This is a genomic window from Gordonia terrae, from assembly GCF_051789125.1.
Classification (GTDB): Bacteria; Actinomycetota; Actinomycetes; order Mycobacteriales; family Mycobacteriaceae; genus Gordonia; species Gordonia terrae_A.
Genome location: NZ_CP196526.1, coordinates 3960807 through 3979149 on the forward strand (window position 1 = coordinate 3960807; position 18343 = coordinate 3979149).

Here is an 18343-nt window from a genome sequence, read left to right on the forward strand (position 1 = left end):
TACCGCGGGTGGATCTACCGCGCGGCGGGGGTGAACCCGGCGAGCGGGTTCTCGTCACAGGTCTTGGTGGGACGCGACGCCACCGGCGTCAGGTCACCGTCGGGTCGACGGGTCATCAGCGTCAACGGCGTCCCGCGCGAATGGTCCTTGTTCGCAGTGGGTTTGCTGCGCTCACCGGCGAGTAGCTCCTCGCCGTAGCCCTGCACGCACTCCGGGTCGGGACCGGCCAGCGGGAGGCCGGTGAAGAACTTCGCCGCCATGCACCCGCCGCGGCAGGCGTCGAAGTGGGCGCACTTGGTGCACGCACCGGCGTTCTGCGGCTCACGCAGCTCGGTGAAGAGGTCCGAGCGCTGCCAGATCTCCTGAAATCCGCCGTCGGCGAGGATGTTCCCGGCGAGGAAGTTCTCGTGGATCGCGAACGGGCATGCGTAGACGTCGCCGACCGGGTCGATGAGGCAGACCACGCGGCCGGCACCGCAGAGGTTGAGACCGGGCAGTCCGCCACCGGAATCGGAACCGAACGCCGACAGATGGAAGAACGAGTCGCCGGTCAGCACCCGATCACCGTGTGCGACAAGCCAGTCGTAGAGCTCACGCTGCTGTTCGGGCAGTGGGTGCAGGTCGTCCCAGACGTCGGCGCCTCGACCGGAGGGACGCAGGCGCGTAATGCGCAGGGTGGCGTTGTAGCGGTCGGCGAGTGCCTTGAACTCATCGAGCTGGGCGACGTTCTGCCGCGTCATGACCACGCTGATCTTCGCGTCGGCGAATCCGGCTTCCGCCAGGTTCTCCAGCGCCCGCACGGCCATGTCGAACGACCCTGGGCCCCGCACCGCGTCGTTGACCTCCGCGGTGGCGCCGTCGAGCGAGATCTGCACGTCGACGTAGTCCGACGCCGCCAGGCGGGCAGCCACCTTCTTGTCGATGCGTAATCCGTTGGTGGAGAACTTGACACCGACCTGATGATTGGTCGCGTAGTCGACCAGCTCCCAGAAGTCGGGACGGACGGTGGGCTCACCGCCGCCGATGTTGACGTAGAAGACCTGCATGCGCTGCAGCTCGTCGATGATCGCCTTGCACTGTTCGGTCGACAGCTCGCGGGGATCCCGCTTGCCCGATGACGACAGACAGTGGACGCATGCGAGGTTGCACGCGTAGGTCAGTTCCCAGGTGAGGCAGATGGGCGCGTCGAGGCCCTTCTCGAACTGGTCGACGAGCCGGCCCACCTTCGGCACCTCCCCGGCGGTCGGCGCGGGCGTACGGAGCGAACTGGCGAGTTCGGCTGCGGTGGGCGGCATCTCGATGGTCGTCATCGTTGGTCCTAGCGTTCGGGGCTGGGCTGGGCTGGGCTGGGGTTGCCGGGCGGGCTGTGCCGAGCAACGGGGTGCAGGGGCCGGCCGACCGGGCCGGATCGATCGCGGCGAGAATCGGCAGGCAGCGGTCAGGCCGCGCGCTGCACGATCATGCCGCTGTCGGCGAGCGCGGTCAGCGCCTGCAGGTAGAGCGGACGCTGGGCGGGGGTGATCCCGGCGGCCAGCAACGCGGCTTCGGCCGAGTCGTGGTCGGCGAGGGATTTCACGATCCCCACCACGGTCAGGTTCTTCAGGAACGAGAGTTTGCGGGTACCGAAGTGGTACAGCAGTGCTCCGAATGGTTCCGGGCGCAGCGCCACCTTCGGGTTGAGCTGCCAGGCCTCGAGGGTGTCGAAACCGGGAGCGTCGGGACCGGGGGTGTCGAACCGGACCCCGGCGGCCGCGGAACGGCCGCCGGAGATCGGATTCGATGTCGGGGCTGACATCAGTAGACCCCGCACATCCCGTCGATCGAGACCTCTTCGACGAGCGATTCGGCGAGGAGATCGGTGTTGTTCGAGCTCTGCGCGGTCGCGGCGGACTGATCTGCCATGATCCATACCTCCTTGTATTCCGGTAGTGATGCGGATCACGACAGACTATAGTGGCACTCGGTGCAGAAATCCAGAGATGCGTCGACAACTGTCCGAAAGGGCAGGCACACGGATTCCCGCGCCTCCCGACAACGGCGGTCCTCTACGCTGAGGACGCGATGACCGAGGTTCCGATGTCGACCACACCACGAAACGCGGGCCCGACCCGCACTCCCCCGGGCCGGCGCCCGATCACGTCGAGGGCCGAGATCAGCGCGCTCGCCATCGGACTGTTCACCAGTCGCGGTTTCGAGGAGACCAGCGTCGACGACATCGCCGAGGCCGCGGGCATCGCACGGCGCACCCTCTTCCGGTACTACTCGTCGAAGAACGAGATCCCCTGGGGCGAATTCGACGACCATCTCGGCGAACTGCGCGCCCTGCTCGCGCGCATACCGCCCGAGACGCCGATGGCACAGGCGCTGATCGAAGCCCTGGTCTCCTTCAACCGCGTTCCTCCCGAGGAGCTCGAAAACCATCGACGCCGGATGTCGCTGTTGCTGGGAGTGCCGGCGTTGCAAGCACATTCGATGATCATGTACGCCGACTGGCGGCAGGTCATCGCGGAGTTCTGCGCAGGTCGGCTCGGCGTCGACGTGCAGGACCACCTCCCGCAGACGCTCGGCTGGCTGTGCCTCGGGGCCGCCCTGGCCGGCTACGAACGATGGCTCGCCGACCCCGGTGCCGACCTCGAGGCCCTCATCGAGGCGGGGGCACGCACGGTGGCCGACGGCGTGGCGGCCCTGGCGTGACTAACCTGATCGAGAACAGCCCGGACGACCGGCACGAGACCCTCGTGGGACGACCGCCGGTTAGGCTAGGCTGAAGTAGAACGTGTTCTAATTTGGGCCGGTCTCCCGGCCCTCGACGGCGGAGACTGCTCACATGTCTGACCTGACCCCTCACCGCTCGCGCAGCGTGATCCTCACGGTGTCCGAGGTGATCGACGAGACGGCCGATGCCAAGTCCATCGCCTTCGAGGTGCCCGAGGCGTCGTCGAAGGCCTTCACCGACTACAAGCCGGGTCAGTTCCTGACGCTGCGCATCCCCAGCGAGCGGACCGGTTCGGTCGCACGCTGCTATTCGCTGGCGTCGTCGCCGTTCTCCGATCCACGTCCCAAGGTGACCGTCAAGCGGACCGTCGAGGGCTACGGCTCCAACTGGGTGTGTGACAATCTCTCCCCCGGTGCGCAGGTCGAGGTGCTGCCCCCCTCGGGGGTCTTCACGCCCAAGTCGTACGCCGACCCGCTCCTGCTGATCGCGGCGGGAAGCGGGGTGACTCCCGTGATGTCGATTCTCAAGGCGGCGTTGACAAAGGGGGACGCACCGGTCGTCTTCTTCTACGCCAATCGCGACGTCGCGGACGTGATCTTCGCGCGCGAGCTCCGCGAACTGCTCGAGACCCACGCCGACCGCCTGACGGTGATCCACTGGCTCGAAGCCCTCCAGGGACTCCCCAGCGCGGCGGCACTGGCGTCGACCTTCGCACCGTACGCGAGCTCCCACGTCGCCTACATGTGCGGACCCGGCCCGTTCATGGACGCCGTCCACAAGGGGCTCGCCCAGGCGAACTTCCCCCACCACAACGTGCACACCGAGGTCTACAACTCGCTGTCGGGCGATCCGTTCGCCGACGTCGAACTCGACGAGGTCAGCGACGAGGAACAGGCGAGCGCGGCGACCGTCGAGGTGGAACTCGACGGGGAGACCCACACCCTCACATGGCCGCGGTCGCGGACACTGATCGACATCATGCTCGCCGCCGGACTCGATGCGCCGTATTCCTGCCAGGAAGGCGAATGCGGTTCGTGTGCCTGCACTCTCACCGAGGGTACTGTCGACATGGACAATTCCGGAGCGCTCGACCCCGAGGACATCGAAGATGGGTACATCCTGGGGTGCCAGGCACATCCGACGTCGGATTCTCTGAAGATCGAGTTCTGACACGGCCGAGTTCGAATCGAAGGAGCACGACGACGTGAACACCATCCGCGGTTCTCGACTGAACCCCGTCCAGTTGGCACGCGGCCTCGCCGTGATGCTGCTCAGCATCGGCGTGCTGCACTTCGTGGCTCCCAAACCGTTCGACGAGATCATCCCGGAAGAGATCCCGGGCGATCCGCGCACCTTGACATATCTCTCCGGCGTGGCCGAGATCGGCTTGGGAGCAGGGCTTCTCGTACCCCGGACGCGGCGCGCCTCGGCGGCCCTGTCGGTGCTGCTGTTCCTCGCGGTCTACCCCGCGAACATCAACATGGTTCGGCTCTGGTGGGACAAGCCCCTGCCGTACAAGGTCATCGCGCTCGCGCGCCTGCCCTTCCAGCTGCCGATGATCTGGGCGGCGGCGAAGGTCGCTCGCGAGAGCTGAGTCGCCGAACCCGGTGTGCGCCACCGGGGAGTCCTCGGTGAGTCAGCGCAACGACCGGAAGTACGCGCGCTCCTGCGGCGAACGGTGCTCGAGGGCGTAGCTCAGGGCGGTGCGGCCCATCCGGGCGGCATTCGCCTCGAGGTAGTCCAGGAGTGTCGCCGCGTCGACTCGTTTGCCGACTTCGCGCCACATCCATCCGAACGCCTTCTGGACCAGGTCGCGCCGATCGTCTCGGACAAGCGGCGCCACGGCCAGGAGTGCCTGCGCATCACCGTGTTTGATGTAGGCGAAGGTCGCCATGACGCCCACTCGCCGTATCCACAGGTCCTCGTTGTGCGCGTGCCTCAGTACCACGTCGAGTTCGCCGTGCCGGTAGCAGTGTTCGCCGAGCACCGGGTCCGCAGAGGAATCGACGAGGTCCCAGTTGTTCACGCGCCCGCGCCGGACGGCGTCGAGATAGAGGTCCACCCACCGGCGGGCGGCGACCTCCCCGTCGACTGTCCGCGACGCCCGCTCGAACTCGGCGCGGAGGAGGAACAAGGCGATGAGACGGTGCTCGTGTACCGGTGAATCGAGGAGCTCCACAACCGGTTCGGGACCGATGCCCGCGAATCGCCGGGCGATCGCACGCTGTTGGGGTACCCGCAGGCCGATGAACTCGTCTCCCTCGCCATAACCGCCTGGGCGCGCCTGGAAGAACTTCGCCTGTCCCACCGCGAGTTCCGGGTCGGCGACCTCGGCCGCTGCCGTGCGCACCGCGTCCGCGGTCGGTTCCGGGTTCGTGCCGGCGCGGACCGTGCGGGCCCCGGCCATTCTTACAGCAGGTCCGCGACGGGTGTGGGCGTCTGCAGCTTCGGCCGGGTCTTCATCACGGCGCCCACCTTTCCGGCGCCGACGACACCGGTGAGGATGCCGTCCCGGCTGTAGTAGGCCACGAACTTCTTACCGTCGTCGTCGACCACGTGAACCTCGTCGTCGGCGCGCGGCGCACCGAGGACCTGGATCTTGAGGTCGAACTGGTCACTCCAGAAGTAGGCGACCGAGGCGGTCACCGCATCGCCGCCGGCGATCTGGTGAGCGACGACCGACGCCTGGTCGACCGTGTGATTCCAGTGCTCGACACGGTGGGGAACACCGGACTCGTCGAGCCAATTGGCGACGTCGCCGAGTGCATAGACGTTCTCGGCACTGGTGTGCCCGGTTGCGTCGCAGGCGATTCCACCGCCGACCTCCCGAGGTGCGAGTTCGATTCCCGACCCGTCGAGGTATCCGGTCACCGGAGTGGACCCGATGCCCACCACCACGATGTCGGCGGGCAACTCCGTGCCGTCGGTGAGTTCGACCGCCCGCACCCGCCCGTCGGACACCACGATCGTGTTCACCCCGACGCCGGTGCGCAGATCGACGCCGTTGTCCACGTGCAGGCGGGAGACCAGTGTGCCGATCTGTTCACCGAGGGCCACCGCGAGGGGCGTCGGTGCCGGTTCGACGAGACTCACCCGCAGGCCGCGCGACAGCAGGCTCGCGGCCACCTCACACCCGATGAAGCCGGCGCCGATGACGACTGCCGAACGGGCGGAATCGATCTCGCCACGCAGTGCGACGGCGTCGTCGTAGGTCCGGATCATGTGCACACCCGCGACCCGTTCGGTGAGCCCGGGGAACGGGCGCGGATCGAGGCCGGTGGCGAGGACGAGCGTGTCGTAGGCGACGGTCGTACCCGACGCGAGCGTGACCGTCCGGTCCCCCGGGGACACGGCTGTCACCGCGTCGCCGAGCCGCAGGGTGATGTCTGCCTCGGCGTAGAACCCGTCGGGTTTGAGGTCGACGCGATCGTCCTTGCCCAGCAGCACCGACTTCGACAGGGGCGGACGATCGTACGGCGGATGCGTTTCGGCGCCGATCAGCGTGACGGGCCCGGTGAAACCGTTGTTCCGGAGGTTCTCCGCGACCCGGACAGCGCCGAGCCCCGCTCCCACGATCACCACACCCGCGACCGATCCACTCATGCTCATCCCCTTTGTCGTCTCTCCGTGGGCAGCGGCCTCACCTGGGAGTCTCTGGGACATCCCGGGGAGATCACGGGCCTCAACGGGTCACGTCTCCGACCGGTTGCAGGTCGGACAGCAGCCAATTCCCGTCGACCTTACGCATAAGTGCCCACTTCGCGGTAGAGGTCGTCTCCGCGGGCGGGCCGGCCGGGGCGCCCGTTCCCGGGGTCTGCGGCGTGCCCGGACCGGTCACGGTCTGGTCGACGAAGACCAGGACCTTCGCCCGGTCGGGGGAACTCTCGTGCAGTCCGGCGCCGATGACCCTGCCCATCATCGTGATTCCCGCCGCTCGCGCACCCGGCAGGACGACGTCGGAGCCGCGGTTCCGATACTCGAGTCGGAGCGGGTCGGCAAGGTGCGCGTCGGTCGAGCGGCGTCGCTCGGCGGGATCGTCGGGCGCGAAGGTCGTGAGCGCACCCACCGCATCCGCGGCGGCGGTGAGGATCTCGGTCCGTTCCGCTTCGCTGGGGTCGCTGCCGGGCCCGATGGCGGCGAATCCCGCGACCGCCGCGACGACGAGGGCGAGCGCGGTCACCACGACGACGAGGGCGAGTCGCCTGCGGTGGGCGCGCCCCATGCGGGGCGGCAGGAGGGGCGGCCCGGGGCGGGCGTCGGATGTCGTCACGGCCGTCTCGCCCCGGCGATCTTCCACCCGGCTTCGGTCCGCTCCATCGTGACGAGGGCGGTGATGCGTTCGGCGGTCGTGTCGACGTCGGACTCCCCCTCGGGGGTCGGGGCCTGGCCCAGCAGCAGCGGATCGGTGGCGTCGGCCACGACGAGGACGTCGGCGCCCGAGCCCACGTCGTCGGACTCGGGGTCGGTCACCAACCCAGCCGAGACGACCTGACCGACGCTGGCGTCCTGCTGGCGCGACACCTCGGCAATCAGATCGGCACGCGCCCCGTCGATGCGGGCGCGTTGTGCACCGGTGCTCACCTCGGCCAGCGCGGTCACGTAGGCGTCGGCGTCGGCCGGGTCGGCACTGAGCATCACGGTCACCGCGGCGCGTGCGGACGCCAACACCTCGTTCTGGAGATCGTGCGCGTGGCGCTGCCCACGGATTCCCCACGCCAGCACCCCCGCCACCACGACGAGGAGCACCGCCACGACGGCGGACACGACCATGCCCTGACGCACCCGGCGAGTCCGTTGCGACGCCCGCTCGCGGAGGGCGGGCGCGGCGGCGAGTCGCGCCGTGCGTGCGGCCCTGGTCGCCGCATCGACGCGTGCACGCGCGAGTTCCACTCGCGCGGTGGCGGTGTGGTCCCGCGGCGGCGCCGACCTGTCCCGGCCCGTCATCCGATCACATCCGCCGCGGCGAGCAGCCAGGTGTCGTCGGCGCGCACGAATCGCGCGCGGACCGACCGGTACGCCGTCGTCGGCGGCTCGGCCGCGGGGCGAACGGTCACCGCGACCCGCAGCAGGGCCTCGCCCTCATCGGCGTCCGCTTCGACGATGCTCACGACCTCGGGCCGCCATGTCACCGCGACCGTGCCGGCCGCGGGCGGTCGGTCGAGCTGGGCCCCGAAAGTCTCTGCGAACTCCTCGGCGATCAGCTGACGCGCCCGAGCCCGATCCTGTTGCCATCGAGCCGTATCCACGGAGAACACCTCGGCGACGATACCGCCGGCCGAGTTGCGCAACTCGGCTCGTGCGTCGGCCGCGTCCGCTCCGGCCTCGCGTTCGCGCCACAACCCGAGCACGACGACCACCAGTGCCAGCACCACCACGGCCGCGGCGGCGACCCGGACCACACCGGCCCTTACGGACAGAGGCCGGCCGGCCGGCCGTCGCGGCGGTGTCCCGGCGCGACGGGACGCCGTGCGTCCTGCCCCGGCGTGTGGTTCACCAACGTCTCGCGTCATGGAAGGTATTGCACCGCCCCGAGTTTCAGGGTGCCCGCGTCCGGCGTCACCAGCACGCGCAGCCGGAACCGGCGAACGTCGCCGGACACGTTCCCCGTGGACCGTTCCACTGCGCGAGGGTCCGTGGTGGGAGGGTCCGTGGGGGCGAAGACCACGGTCGCCGCGACGAGAACGGTTGCGGTGTCGCCGTTCCGCGAGGAGACCCCGGTGGCGTCGACAGACGACTCGGCGACGGCGCCATTCGCGTCGACGAACCGGCTGTAACTGTCCGCCGACTGGGCGAACTCGTCGTAGAAGGCTCCGGTGGCACCGGCCAGGATCTTCTGCGCGCGACGCGTGTCGCGGCTGTCCGGTGCGACGAGGACCGCCACGCGCTCGGCCGCGGCCGCCTCGAGTTCGGCGTCGGTGTACCGGTCACCTGCCTTCGACCACAGGGTGAGAGTCGTCCCCGCGAGGACGAGTGCGACCACCATGGCGACGATCGCGAGTACCGACCATCGCCGCGGTGGCCGGCGCCTCAACCCGGCGTCGACCTCGACCGCGTGCAAGTCGTCGAGGGCGTCGCGCAGGTCACGACGCGCCTGACGTTCCGCGCCGACCTCCGCGCCACGAGACGAACCGGTCATCGCCGTCAGCGGTTGCTGTCCGCTCCGGTGTTCTCGCCACGGATCCGGCTCGAGTAGGCGGCCCGCGCCTGCTGGTCGGGACTCAGGAAGATCGAGTCCAGCTTGGTCAACTTGCGCGAGAAGCGCTTCATCGCCTGCGGGAAGAGCGGGCTCGACTCGGCCCAACGCATCGACCGCGGCGCGTACACGCGCGTCACCGGCCGAGCGATGGTCTCCACGACGATCGACGCCACCTCGCCCGGCTCGACGGTCTGGACGAACTTGTTGGTCTGCAGTCCGGAGATCAGCGCGGTGCGTGTGAACGTCGGCAGCACGGCGCTGACCGTGATGCCCTCGGGCTCGAGCTCGGCGCCCAACGCCTCGGAGAACTCGATCACGGCGGCTTTGGCACCGTTGTAGATGGTCAGGCCGGGGGTCGGGATGCGGCCCGCGGTCGAGGCGATGTTGACGATGTGACCGGTGCGGCGTGGTGCCATGCGGCGCGCCGCCTCCTGGCAGCCGAGGATGACGCCCAGCACGTCGATGTCGTAGGTCCGGCGGATGATCGTGTCGTCGTAGGACAGGAACGGCCCGACCGGCATGATCCCGGCGTTGTTCACGAGCACGTCGATCGGCCCGAGGCGCGATTCGACCTCGGTGAGGAAGGAGTCGAAGGACTCCCGCCTGGTCACATCCACTTCGATGCCCTCGATGCCCAGTTCGGCCGCGGCCTTGCCGACGGCCTCACCGTCGACGTCGCCGATCGCGACCTTCGCGCCCGCGTCGAACAGCTGCGTGGCGGTCTCGAACCCGATTCCGCGCGCACCGCCGGTGATGACCACGACCTTGTCCTGCAGCGCGGCACGGATGGCGTCGTGATCGGGTTTGCGGGACAGCTTGTCGCGCAGGCTCATTGATTCTCCTCTGAAGGGTTACGGAACACACGTGGGCGGGCCGCCCGGACGGACGCGCGTCGGATGGTCACCGACCGTCGGTCACCAGATCATCGGCGCGAGGAATTTCGACGCGAAGTCCCGAACACGCTGCGGCTCGTTGCGCGCCGGGTCCGACGGTGGCGTCTCCAGAAGTGAGATGACCAGGCGCACATGGATCTCGACGGCCTCGAGAAGGTCCTCCACGGGCATCTGCGCACCTTCGTCGCGCAGGGTGGCCGCGACGCGGTCAGTGACCATGTCGATGAACAACGACGTCATCTTCGCGGTGACGCTCTTGATCTCGGAGTCGGTGAGGACGATCCGGCTCAGCAGCGGGTCGGAGTTGATCCACTCGGCGCCGACCGCGAACGCTTCCACCAGCGCAGCCTTGGGACCGAGACCCTTCACCGACGCCTCGAGCTTCTTCATACCCGTCTCGTAGGCGTCGTTGGCGACCGCGTACAGGAGCGCGTCCTTGTTCGGGAACCGCCGGTAGAGGGTGCTGCGGCTCACCCCGGCGCGAGCGGCCACCTCGTCGATGTTGGCGCGGCGCACGCCGACCTCGGCGAACTCCGCCGCCGCGGCGGCGAGGATCGCCGCTTCCTGGTCGGCCGGGCTGGCGGTGTTTCGGACCTTGCGCGTCGAGGTTCGGGTCCTGTTGTCGGTACTGGTCCTGTTGTCGGTACTGGTCCTGTTGTCGGTACTGGTCCTGCTGTCGGTACGGGTGTCGGCCATGACGTCATCGCCGCCGCAAGGTGACGGGCAACTTGTCCTTGGGGACCGGCAGCGAGCTGTAGTCCACGGGCAGGTCGTAGTCGGCGGGCACCGACCACTCGTACCCGCGCAGCAGGTGATGCATGATCGTCTTGATCTCCATCTGGCCAAAATACAACCCGATGCATTTGTGGACGCCGCCGCCGAAGGGCATCCACGCCATCCGGTGGCTCTTGTCCTCCGCCCGCCCGGGGGTGAACCGTTCCGGGTCGAACATCTCGGGGTTGGTGAAGAACTCCGGATCGCGGTGCCCGGTCAGCGACGACACGGTGACGATGGTCCCGCGGGGGACGAAGAACCCCTCGACCGAGGTGTCCTTGACGGCCATCCTCGGCTGCGCAGGCACCGGCGGGCACAATCGCAGCGATTCCTTCATCACCAGGTCGAGGGACGTCATCGTCGGCAGGTGGTCGTAGGACAGTTCCGGCCCGATCTCCAGCGACCGCTCGCGTGCGCGCTCCTGCCATTCGGGCGCCTTCGCCATGTGGTAGGCCATCTGGGTCATCGTGATGGTCGATGTGTCGTGCGCGGCCATCAGCACGAAGATCATGTGGTTGACGACGTCCTCGTCGGAGAACCGATGTCCCTCTTCGCTTTCGGCGTGACACAGGACCGAGAACAGGTCGGGTGTCTCACGAGCCCGCTTGGACTCGATGTGGGCGTGGAAGAACTGCTCGAGCACCTTGCGCGCCCGCAGGCCCTTCCACCAGCGGCCGCCCGGCACGGGTTTACGCACATACGCGACCCCCGCGCGGACGGTGTCGATGAACGCCTCGTTGATCCGGTCGGCGTCGTCCCGGGGCAGTTCCACACCGAGGAAGACCTCGAGCGCCACGTCGAGGGTCAGAGCCTTGAACTCGTTGAACAACCGCACCCGCCCGGCAGGCCAGCGGCCGATGCGCTCGGCGATCATCGGCTGCATCTCCTGCATATAACCCTTGAGCGCGGTGGTGGCGAACGCCTGCTGCAGGATCTGCCGGTGATGGCGGTGCTCGTCGAAGTCGAGCAGCATGATGCCCCGGTTGAAGAACGGGCCGATGAAGTAGCTCCACGCCGGGCCGTTGGCGAACGCGCGGTCTTTGTTCATCAAGATCTCGTCGGCGGCGCGCGGGTTGCCCGTCACCACGAGTTTCAGGCCCAGCGCATTGAGTCCCGACACATTGCCGAACTCGGCACGGCGCCGGTCGGCGTAGGTGAACGGATCGCGCCGCATCGACATCATCTCGACGATGCCGGGGCGATCCGAACACGGTACGTCGAGCAGCCCACTCCCTGCGGGCGCCTTCGCCAGCACAGATGTCATGACCGTCTCCTCCCGCCAGGGCCGATCGCGTTGTGACCCACATCGCATACTAGACCATGTTGGAACAGATCGGAAAAAGCGTTCCTAACGCCCGCGACCGCGGCCGGTTCGGTTCTGGATCAGCAGCCGATGACACCGGCGCAACCGGTCCCGCCACCACTCCTGGCGGTCGTGTCCGACGGCGAGCCCCGAGGCGCCGACCTCGGCGCCGGGTCCGAACCATCGGGGTTCAACGGCACCGTCGCGCATCAGGAACGGTTCCGCGACATCCTCGATGAATAGCGACCCGGTGCCGAGACCGCAGGCGAGTTCGAGTCGGGGCAGGGCCGCCGCCGTCGCGACGCCGGCCGAGACGCCCACCGCACTGTCCAGAGCGCTCGACACCACGATGTCGAGACCGAGCGAGTCGGCGAGTTCGAGCGTCCGGCGCATGCCGCCGAGCGGAGCCACCTTGACGACGGCCACATCGGCAGCCTCGGCAGCGATCACCCGGTACGGATCGTCGGCTTTCCGGATCGATTCATCGGCGGCGATCGGTACGGCGACGGCGCGCCGCACCGCGGCCAGCTCCTCGACCGTGCGGCAGGGTTGCTCGGCGTACTCGAGGTCGCCGATCGCGCGCAGGGCGGTGATGGCCTCGTCGACGGTCCAGCCGCCGTTGGCATCGACCCGAACCCTCCCGATCACATCCCTGGTCGCGGCGACCCGCGCCACGTCGTCGTCGAGAGTCTGGCCGGGTTCGGCGACCTTGACCTTCGCGGTCCCGGCGCCGGGGTACCGCCGCAACAGTTGCGCCACGTCGTCGGCCGGGATCGCCGGCACCGTCGCATTGAGCGGCACGGCGTCGCGGACGGCCGGCGGCGGGCCCAGGTAGGCCGCCTCGATCCCGGCCCGCAACCACGACGACGACTCGATGTCGTCGTACTCGACGAAGGGTCCGAACTCCCCCCAGCCGGCGGGACCGGAGAAGATCATCGTCTCGCGGTCGGTGAGACCCCGGAACCGCGTGCGCATCGGCAACCGCACCGCGACAGCGGTGGCGAGGAGTTCTTCGACATCGGGAATCGCTGCGCCGGTCTGCTCGTCGCCGATCATCTGCTCTCCGCTCTCGTCACCCGACTCGCGTTCGCCATCGCGAGACGACAACGACATTCTGTCCCACAGATCGTTGGAACAACCTTCCACCTTTGTTCCAAGTGCGATACTCTCGCCCCCATGTCAGTCAACCAGGGATTCGATACCGGCATCCGCGAGGCGGAGCCGATGGTCGTCGACGACACCCCGGACACCGCAGCCGACGTCCCGACCCCCCGCCTCGGCGCCGACTCGCTCGTCTGGAAGTTCTACGGCGACACCCGAGGTCTGCTCGGGTTCCAGCGTCTCGCCGGTACCGAGAACTGCATCGAGCAGCTCGGGCAGGCCGTCCTCGACCACTCCGTCATCTTCAGCGACTTCCTCGGCCGCGCGAAGCGCACCGGGCCACCGGTCATGCGCACGGTCTACAGCACCGAACCCCAGAAATGGGGTCGCACCGTGCGCGACTTCCACAAGGACATCAAGGGCACCATCAGCGATGGATCGCGGTACCACGCGCTCAATCCCGAGCTCTTCTACTGGGCGCACGCGACATTCGTCGACCAGGTCCTCTACATCACCGACACGTTCATCCGCCGGCTGAGCTATGCCGAGAAGGTCCAGATCTTCGAGGAGAGCAAGATCTGGTACCAGCTCTACGGCGTGAGCGACCGCGGCCAGCCGCAGACCTACGACGAATTCGTCCAGTACTGGGACGACATGCTCGACCGGTTCGTCCCGCACAAGACGATCGTCTACGCGACGGGATACATCCGGCAGGGACTCCCCCGGCCCGAGAAGATCCCCGCCCCGGTGTGGAAGGTCCTCTCGGCGCCGCTGAACGCCTTCATCCGCACCGTGGTGGTCGGCACACTCCCCCAGCAGATGCGCGACGTCTGCGGCCTGGAGTGGAATGATCGGCGCGAGAAGAACTTCCAGCGCTTCGCGGCTCTCATGCGCGCGGCGAACCCGCTCATCAACCGACTCCCGCTGAAGTACCTCTACGTCCCATGGGCCTACGACGCGTGGCAGGAGATCGGCATCGACCCCCGGCCGTTGCACAACAAGCCCGGGCGATAGATCGCAACCTCCGCAGATCTGGGAGGTGGCGCTGATGGCCGTGTCTCCCCGGATCGGGGAGCAGGCGACGGCGCGAGGATCAGTGTCCGAGGAAACCGTCGACCTGGCTGACGAACTCCGCCGCCCGGTCACGGTGGACACTGTGCCCCGCCTCGATGGTCACGAACCGTGAGTCGGGCAGGGCGTCGCTGAGAGTCCGCAGGTGGTGCGGGGGCAGGAAGCTCTTCTCCCCACCGGATATGACCATGGTCGCAGCCCGCACATCCGGCAGATCACTCCACCAGTGCGGCGCACAGACATCGAACTCGGCGACGATCTGATCACCCATCCGTCCGTCGAATCGGATGACCGGGAAGGGGTTGCGCACCAGAGCGATCAGCCCACGAACCTGTTCGCCCAGCGTGGCCCGCATGGCGATGCCCTCGGAGAGGTCGGCCTCGTCGCGGGGCATGGGCGGCACCTCCTCGAGGACCAGACGCCGTATCCGGGCCGGCTCGAGCATCGCGAAGCGCAGCGCGGTGTGGGCGCCGAGCGAGTGACCGACCACGTCGGCGACAGCGACGCCGAGGGTGTCGAGAACGTAGACGAGATCGTCGCGGAAGTCATCGAGCCGGTAGACATCTCGGGCCCGTCCGCTGCGTCCGTGTCCGCGGAGGTCCACGCTGATCACCGCGCGCCCCCGGGCGCGTAACGCCGCCGCCAGGCGACGCCAGGTGGAATGGTCCGACGCCATGCCGTGCACGAGGACGACGGGCACGCCGCGATCGGCCTCGCCGGCGACCCTGACCGCGAGATCGGGATCGCCGCTCCGACGCAGAACACGCATGCCCGTCAGCTTACGAGCGTCCGGAGTGCGGTCGACATCACACTCGACTCGGATGCGTCGATCGCCCGCGGATCGATCGTCATCGGTCGCGGAACCAGCCGCTGTGCTTGGCACGCCACACCATGTCTTCCCAGTACCCCCACGCGTGGGTGCCCACGTTCGGGAAGTCGGTGGTGACCGGGATGCCCTGGAGGGCGGCGGCCACCTCGAACGACCGGGTCTGGGCCAGCGACACGACCTCGAGCGGTGTGCCCTTGACCGACGCGACGGCGTCGGCGTTGTGTGGACCCCACGTCGCCGACCCGGCGCCGATCCGGATCTTCATGCCTCGCATCCTGGGCAGCTGGACCAGCGCATCGTTGCGCGCCCACCGATCACTCCACGGCGGCCCCCACATCGCGTCCGCGCTGAACGGGCCGACCCCGGCACCGATTCCCGCGTCGATCAGGGCGAGCCGAACGGCCTCGCGCATCGTCGGGGCGGAGAGGTTCAGATATCCCGACATCGAGAACACATGGGAGATCCGCCGGCGGTGGTATGCGCCGTAGACCATCGCGGCGTTGCCGCCCATCGAGATCCCCATCATCGCGTACTTGCCCTGCGGCCCCACCGCGAGGCCTCGGGCGTCGAGCTCGCGGACGATCGTGTCGAGACGACAGGTCCATCGGTAGCGATACCCGATCTTGTTCGCCGGACTCGCCGCCTCCCAGTCGGTGTAGAAGCTCGCCAGGCCGCCGACCGGCTGGACCACGTTCACTCCGGAGTCGGCGATACGCTGGACGCGCGTGTCCCGGCGCCAGCCACTGATGTCACCGGTCGCCCGCAACCCGTCGAGCGCGATGACGGTCTTGTAGTTGCCCCACCTCGTCCACATGTCCACCGGCGTGCTGGGCATACCGCACCCGCTGACGGTGAACCTGTCGAAGGACGCCGCAGCTTCGGCCCGGCCCGAGCCGGCCGTGACGACTCCGATGACCGCGAGGAGCGCGAGAACGAGGGCAATGGCGCGTCGTCGGCGCGCGAGCCGACGAGGCCGTAGTGAGAACTGCACCGACGAACAGTAATTCGGCGGGGATCAACGATGCCACGGCTGTGACCACAGGGCATCGACATCGAGACCTCACGGTGATCAGAGTGACGACAGCGACTTTAGTTGCTGATGTGACAGATGGTTCGCCAGACTTCAGAACTTGCGCCGTCGTTCAGAGATCGTCGACGATGCGTTGCCGCGCCCGCGCGTACTCCTCACCGGTGATCGTCCCGCTGCGATGCAACTCGTCCAGAGAGGCAAGCCGTTCCGCGGGCGACCGATCCGCTCCTGCCGGCTGCGCGGAGGCATCGCCGGCCTTGACGAACGACGGTGCGCCCACATGCGGCCGGTTCGATGGGTTCTGCTGCACTCCAGCCGAATTACGCACGATGTCCATGACCTCGGCGCGGGCGGCCGGGTGCGCACGCAGGTCGATGGTCCCGCTGCCCGCCACTCCGTACTTGCCGAGGATCTGCAGGATCTCGCTGAGCGGTTCGGCCTGCCCGGTCAGGTCGTACGTGCGGCCGTCCTCCTCGGAGGTGAACCGCGCCGGCACCGATCCGGCGAGCAAAGCGGTTGATTGCCAGTCGATCTCGAAATCCTGCGTCTCCGGGTCGACCATCACGGCGAGCCGGCGGGCGTGCAGCAACGGCTGCTGATACATCGGGACGACCTTGCGGGTGGCCACTTCGAAGGGCACCAACCCTTCACCCTGGATTCGCAGGCCCAGCTTCATCAGCGGCTGGTCGTTGATCTCGACTCCGGTCTGCCCGATGGAGGTGATCTCCGCGATGCCCAGCACCCCGGCCCGGCGCAGGCGGTCGAGTTTCGCACCACCGCGGTAGTTGAAATACGCGATCCCCACGCCGAGAACCACATCGAGCAGCGTCACCCCGATCCCCGTCCAGAGCATCCACTCCGTGTCCGGGGCGTCGATGAGGAAATAGGCGACGAGGAATATCGGCCCGACGATTCCGCACAGCATGACGAACGCGAAAGTGCCGATCGCACTCCACACATGGGTGGGGACCCGCGGGCCGGTCCCCGACTCTCCGAACATGGTCATGCGCGAACTCTATTCGGGGGCCACCGGCGGGGGAAGTCCCGACGACGCCGCGTCCGATCATGGAACGACAAGAGCGCCCGGTCACTCTCGTGACCGGGCGCTCTTCGACTCAGGGAGTCAGGGTGTCATCGTCACTTGGTGATCTTGGTGACTCGACCCGCACCGACGGTGCGGCCACCCTCGCGGATGGCGAAACGCAGGCCCTCGTCCATGGCGACCGGCTGGATGAGCTTGACGCTCATCTCGGTGTTGTCGCCCGGCATGACCATCTCGGTGCCCTCGGGGAGGGTCACGACGCCGGTCACGTCCGTGGTACGGAAGTAGAACTGCGGACGGTAGTTGTTGAAGAACGGGGTGTGACGGCCGCCCTCGTCCTTGGACAGGATGTAGGCCTGGCCCTCGAACTCGGTGTGCGGGGTCGTGGTGCCCGGCTTCACGATGACCTGACCGCGCTCGACGTCCTCGCGCTTGAGGCCGCGGAGCAGCAGACCGGCGTTGTCGCCCGCCTGTGCGGAATCGAGGAGCTTGTGGAACATCTCGATACCGGTGACGGTGGTCTTGGTGCTCTTCTCGCGGATGCCGACGATCTCGACTTCCTCGTTCACGTTGACCTCGCCGCGCTCCACACGACCGGTGACCACGGTGCCGCGGCCGGTGATCGTGAAGACGTCCTCGACGGGCATGAGGAACGGCTTCTCGGTCTCACGGACCGGGTCCGGGATCGACTCGTCGACGGCAGCCATGAGCTCTTCGACCGACTTGGTCCACTCGGGGTCACCCTCGAGGGCCTTGAGAGCCGAGACCTTGACGACCGGGGCTTCCTCGTCGAACTCCTGGGCGGCCAGCAGTTCGCGGACCTCCATCTCGACGAGCTCGATGATCTCGTCGTCGTCGACCATGTCGGCCTTGTTCAGGGCGACGAGGATGTAGGGCACACCGACCTGGCGGGCCAGCAGCACGTGCTCGCGGGTCTGCGGCATCGGGCCGTCGGTGGCGGCGACCACGAGGATGGCGCCGTCCATCTGAGCCGCACCGGTGATCATGTTCTTGATGTAGTCGGCGTGACCGGGGGCGTCCACGTGGGCGTAGTGACGCTTCTCGGTCTCGTACTCGACGTGCGAGATGTTGATCGTGATACCACGGGCTTTTTCTTCAGGAGCCTTGTCGATCTGATCGAACGCGAAGCTCTTGTTGAGGTCCGGGTACTTGTCGTGCAGCACCTTGGTGATGGCAGCCGTCAGGGTGGTCTTGCCGTGGTCGACGTGACCGATGGTGCCGATGTTCACGTGCGGCTTGGTCCGCTCGAACTTCGCCTTCGCCACTTGATTGTCCTCCTGGACTGTTGTTGCTCTACCGGGCGGATCCCAGCAGGGGTTTTCTTCTTACGTTGGTGCGCAGATCTGGTCGGCGCATGTCGCTAGGAC

General features: G+C 67.8%; 21 protein-coding genes. 4 read left to right on the top strand and 17 right to left on the bottom strand.

Translation table 11 applies throughout. The features are described 5' to 3' along the window. Nucleotides 1-14: 14 nt before the first annotated feature. The 3 genes from mftC to mftA form a co-directional block, all read right to left on the bottom strand. Nucleotides 15-1310 carry a mycofactocin radical SAM maturase gene (gene mftC / locus ACSUZC_RS17830; protein ID WP_439029806.1) on the bottom strand — a complete coding sequence of 432 codons (1296 nt, stop codon included), beginning with the start codon at nt 1308-1310 and terminating at the stop codon, nt 15-17. Nucleotides 1311-1438: 128 nt separating this feature from the next. Continuing rightward, the gene (mftB, locus tag ACSUZC_RS17835; protein WP_439029807.1) at nt 1439-1795 is read right to left on the bottom strand and encodes a mycofactocin biosynthesis chaperone MftB; all 357 of its coding nucleotides are present in this window, start codon (nt 1793-1795) and stop codon (nt 1439-1441) included. After that, complete coding sequence (gene mftA / locus ACSUZC_RS17840; RefSeq protein ID WP_439029808.1) at nt 1795-1902, bottom strand: mycofactocin precursor MftA; 108 nt, start codon at nt 1900-1902, stop codon at nt 1795-1797. The genes mftB and mftA overlap by 1 nt, the downstream gene beginning before the upstream one ends. Nucleotides 1903-2076: 174 nt before the next feature. Here mftA and mftR point away from each other — a divergent pair, with 174 nt between their 5' ends. From mftR to ACSUZC_RS17855, 3 genes are all read left to right on the top strand, one after another. Beyond that, nucleotides 2077-2694, top strand: a complete 618-nt coding sequence (mftR, locus tag ACSUZC_RS17845) for a mycofactocin system transcriptional regulator (RefSeq protein ID WP_439033166.1) — start codon at nt 2077-2079, stop codon at nt 2692-2694. A gap of 133 nt (nt 2695-2827) precedes the next feature. After that, a complete protein-coding gene (locus ACSUZC_RS17850; RefSeq protein WP_439029809.1) occupies nt 2828-3886 on the top strand; it encodes a 2Fe-2S iron-sulfur cluster-binding protein in 1059 nt (352 codons plus the stop codon). Between the two features lie 94 nt (nt 3887-3980). Further along, complete coding sequence (locus tag ACSUZC_RS17855; RefSeq protein ID WP_439033167.1) at nt 3981-4310, top strand: DoxX family protein; 330 nt, start codon at nt 3981-3983, stop codon at nt 4308-4310. Between the two features lie 42 nt (nt 4311-4352). Here the strand turns inward: ACSUZC_RS17855 and ACSUZC_RS17860 are convergent, their stop codons facing one another. The 10 genes from ACSUZC_RS17860 to ACSUZC_RS17905 all read right to left on the bottom strand — a co-directional run bounded on the left by ACSUZC_RS17860 (nt 4353) and on the right by ACSUZC_RS17905 (nt 12938). Further along, nucleotides 4353-5123, bottom strand: a complete 771-nt coding sequence (locus ACSUZC_RS17860) for a DNA alkylation repair protein (protein WP_439029810.1) — start codon at nt 5121-5123, stop codon at nt 4353-4355. Between the two features lie 2 nt (nt 5124-5125). Continuing rightward, a complete protein-coding gene (locus tag ACSUZC_RS17865) occupies nt 5126-6319 on the bottom strand; it encodes an NAD(P)/FAD-dependent oxidoreductase (RefSeq protein ID WP_439029811.1) in 1194 nt (397 codons plus the stop codon). Between the two features lie 79 nt (nt 6320-6398). Further along, nucleotides 6399-6986, bottom strand: a complete 588-nt coding sequence (locus ACSUZC_RS17870; protein ID WP_439029812.1) for a hypothetical protein — start codon at nt 6984-6986, stop codon at nt 6399-6401. Then, nucleotides 6983-7660 (bottom strand): hypothetical protein, encoded by a 678-nt coding sequence (locus ACSUZC_RS17875; protein ID WP_439029813.1) that lies wholly within the window; start codon nt 7658-7660, stop codon nt 6983-6985. The genes ACSUZC_RS17870 and ACSUZC_RS17875 overlap by 4 nt, the downstream gene beginning before the upstream one ends. After that, nucleotides 7657-8226 (bottom strand): hypothetical protein, encoded by a 570-nt coding sequence (locus ACSUZC_RS17880; RefSeq protein ID WP_439029814.1) that lies wholly within the window; start codon nt 8224-8226, stop codon nt 7657-7659. The genes ACSUZC_RS17875 and ACSUZC_RS17880 overlap by 4 nt, the downstream gene beginning before the upstream one ends. Then, nucleotides 8223-8852, bottom strand: a complete 630-nt coding sequence (locus ACSUZC_RS17885) for a hypothetical protein (RefSeq protein WP_439029815.1) — start codon at nt 8850-8852, stop codon at nt 8223-8225. The genes ACSUZC_RS17880 and ACSUZC_RS17885 overlap by 4 nt, the downstream gene beginning before the upstream one ends. Before the next feature lie 5 nt (nt 8853-8857). Continuing rightward, nucleotides 8858-9745: an SDR family oxidoreductase gene (locus tag ACSUZC_RS17890; RefSeq protein ID WP_439029816.1), complete on the bottom strand. Its 888-nt coding sequence runs from the start codon at nt 9743-9745 to the stop codon at nt 8858-8860. 81 nt (nt 9746-9826) lie between these two features. Beyond that, complete coding sequence (locus ACSUZC_RS17895; RefSeq protein ID WP_439029817.1) at nt 9827-10501, bottom strand: TetR/AcrR family transcriptional regulator; 675 nt, start codon at nt 10499-10501, stop codon at nt 9827-9829. 4 nt (nt 10502-10505) lie between these two features. After that, the gene (locus ACSUZC_RS17900; protein WP_439029818.1) at nt 10506-11843 is read right to left on the bottom strand and encodes a cytochrome P450; all 1338 of its coding nucleotides are present in this window, start codon (nt 11841-11843) and stop codon (nt 10506-10508) included. Between the two features lie 84 nt (nt 11844-11927). After that, entirely contained in the window at nt 11928-12938 is a 1011-nt protein-coding gene (locus ACSUZC_RS17905; RefSeq protein WP_439033168.1) for an o-succinylbenzoate synthase, read from the bottom strand. Between the two features lie 120 nt (nt 12939-13058). Between ACSUZC_RS17905 and ACSUZC_RS17910 the strand changes: the two genes are divergently transcribed. Then, complete coding sequence (locus ACSUZC_RS17910; RefSeq protein WP_439029819.1) at nt 13059-13997, top strand: oxygenase MpaB family protein; 939 nt, start codon at nt 13059-13061, stop codon at nt 13995-13997. 79 nt (nt 13998-14076) lie between these two features. On the opposite strand, the gene ACSUZC_RS17915 is transcribed toward ACSUZC_RS17910, so the two are convergent. The 4 genes from ACSUZC_RS17915 to tuf form a co-directional block, all read right to left on the bottom strand. Continuing rightward, complete coding sequence (locus ACSUZC_RS17915; RefSeq protein WP_439029820.1) at nt 14077-14823, bottom strand: alpha/beta fold hydrolase; 747 nt, start codon at nt 14821-14823, stop codon at nt 14077-14079. A 79-nt stretch (nt 14824-14902) separates the two neighbouring features. Then, on the bottom strand, nt 14903-15826 hold the full coding sequence (locus tag ACSUZC_RS17920) for an alpha/beta hydrolase (protein ID WP_439033169.1): 924 nt from the start codon (nt 15824-15826) through the stop codon (nt 14903-14905). Between the two features lie 199 nt (nt 15827-16025). Further along, nucleotides 16026-16919, bottom strand: coding sequence for an SHOCT domain-containing protein (locus ACSUZC_RS17925; protein WP_439029821.1), 894 nt, complete (start codon nt 16917-16919; stop codon nt 16026-16028). Nucleotides 16920-17050: 131 nt separating this feature from the next. Continuing rightward, on the bottom strand, nt 17051-18241 hold the full coding sequence (gene tuf / locus ACSUZC_RS17930; RefSeq protein ID WP_004020593.1) for an elongation factor Tu: 1191 nt from the start codon (nt 18239-18241) through the stop codon (nt 17051-17053). Nucleotides 18242-18343: the final 102 nt, after the last annotated feature.

Bases quoted from the DNA above. Each gene is read 5' to 3' on its own strand.
- mftC (WP_439029806.1), bottom strand. From the start codon at position 1,310: ATGACGACCATCGAGATGCCGCCCACCGCAGCCGAACTCGCCAGTTCG.
- mftB (WP_439029807.1), bottom strand. From the start codon at position 1,795: ATGTCAGCCCCGACATCGAATCCGATCTCCGGCGGCCGTTCCGCGGCC.
- mftA (WP_439029808.1), bottom strand. From the start codon at position 1,902: ATGGCAGATCAGTCCGCCGCGACCGCGCAGAGCTCGAACAACACCGAT.
- mftR (WP_439033166.1), top strand. From the start codon at position 2,077: ATGTCGACCACACCACGAAACGCGGGCCCGACCCGCACTCCCCCGGGC.
- ACSUZC_RS17850 (WP_439029809.1), top strand. From the start codon at position 2,828: ATGTCTGACCTGACCCCTCACCGCTCGCGCAGCGTGATCCTCACGGTG.
- ACSUZC_RS17855 (WP_439033167.1), top strand. From the start codon at position 3,981: ATGCTGCTCAGCATCGGCGTGCTGCACTTCGTGGCTCCCAAACCGTTC.
- ACSUZC_RS17860 (WP_439029810.1), bottom strand. From the start codon at position 5,123: ATGGCCGGGGCCCGCACGGTCCGCGCCGGCACGAACCCGGAACCGACC.
- ACSUZC_RS17865 (WP_439029811.1), bottom strand. From the start codon at position 6,319: ATGAGTGGATCGGTCGCGGGTGTGGTGATCGTGGGAGCGGGGCTCGGC.
- ACSUZC_RS17875 (WP_439029813.1), bottom strand. From the start codon at position 7,660: ATGACGGGCCGGGACAGGTCGGCGCCGCCGCGGGACCACACCGCCACC.
- ACSUZC_RS17880 (WP_439029814.1), bottom strand. From the start codon at position 8,226: ATGACGCGAGACGTTGGTGAACCACACGCCGGGGCAGGACGCACGGCG.
- ACSUZC_RS17885 (WP_439029815.1), bottom strand. From the start codon at position 8,852: ATGACCGGTTCGTCTCGTGGCGCGGAGGTCGGCGCGGAACGTCAGGCG.
- ACSUZC_RS17890 (WP_439029816.1), bottom strand. From the start codon at position 9,745: ATGAGCCTGCGCGACAAGCTGTCCCGCAAACCCGATCACGACGCCATC.
- ACSUZC_RS17895 (WP_439029817.1), bottom strand. From the start codon at position 10,501: ATGGCCGACACCCGTACCGACAGCAGGACCAGTACCGACAACAGGACC.
- ACSUZC_RS17900 (WP_439029818.1), bottom strand. From the start codon at position 11,843: ATGACATCTGTGCTGGCGAAGGCGCCCGCAGGGAGTGGGCTGCTCGAC.
- ACSUZC_RS17905 (WP_439033168.1), bottom strand. From the start codon at position 12,938: ATGATCGGCGACGAGCAGACCGGCGCAGCGATTCCCGATGTCGAAGAA.
- ACSUZC_RS17910 (WP_439029819.1), top strand. From the start codon at position 13,059: ATGTCAGTCAACCAGGGATTCGATACCGGCATCCGCGAGGCGGAGCCG.
- ACSUZC_RS17915 (WP_439029820.1), bottom strand. From the start codon at position 14,823: ATGCGTGTTCTGCGTCGGAGCGGCGATCCCGATCTCGCGGTCAGGGTC.
- ACSUZC_RS17925 (WP_439029821.1), bottom strand. From the start codon at position 16,919: ATGACCATGTTCGGAGAGTCGGGGACCGGCCCGCGGGTCCCCACCCAT.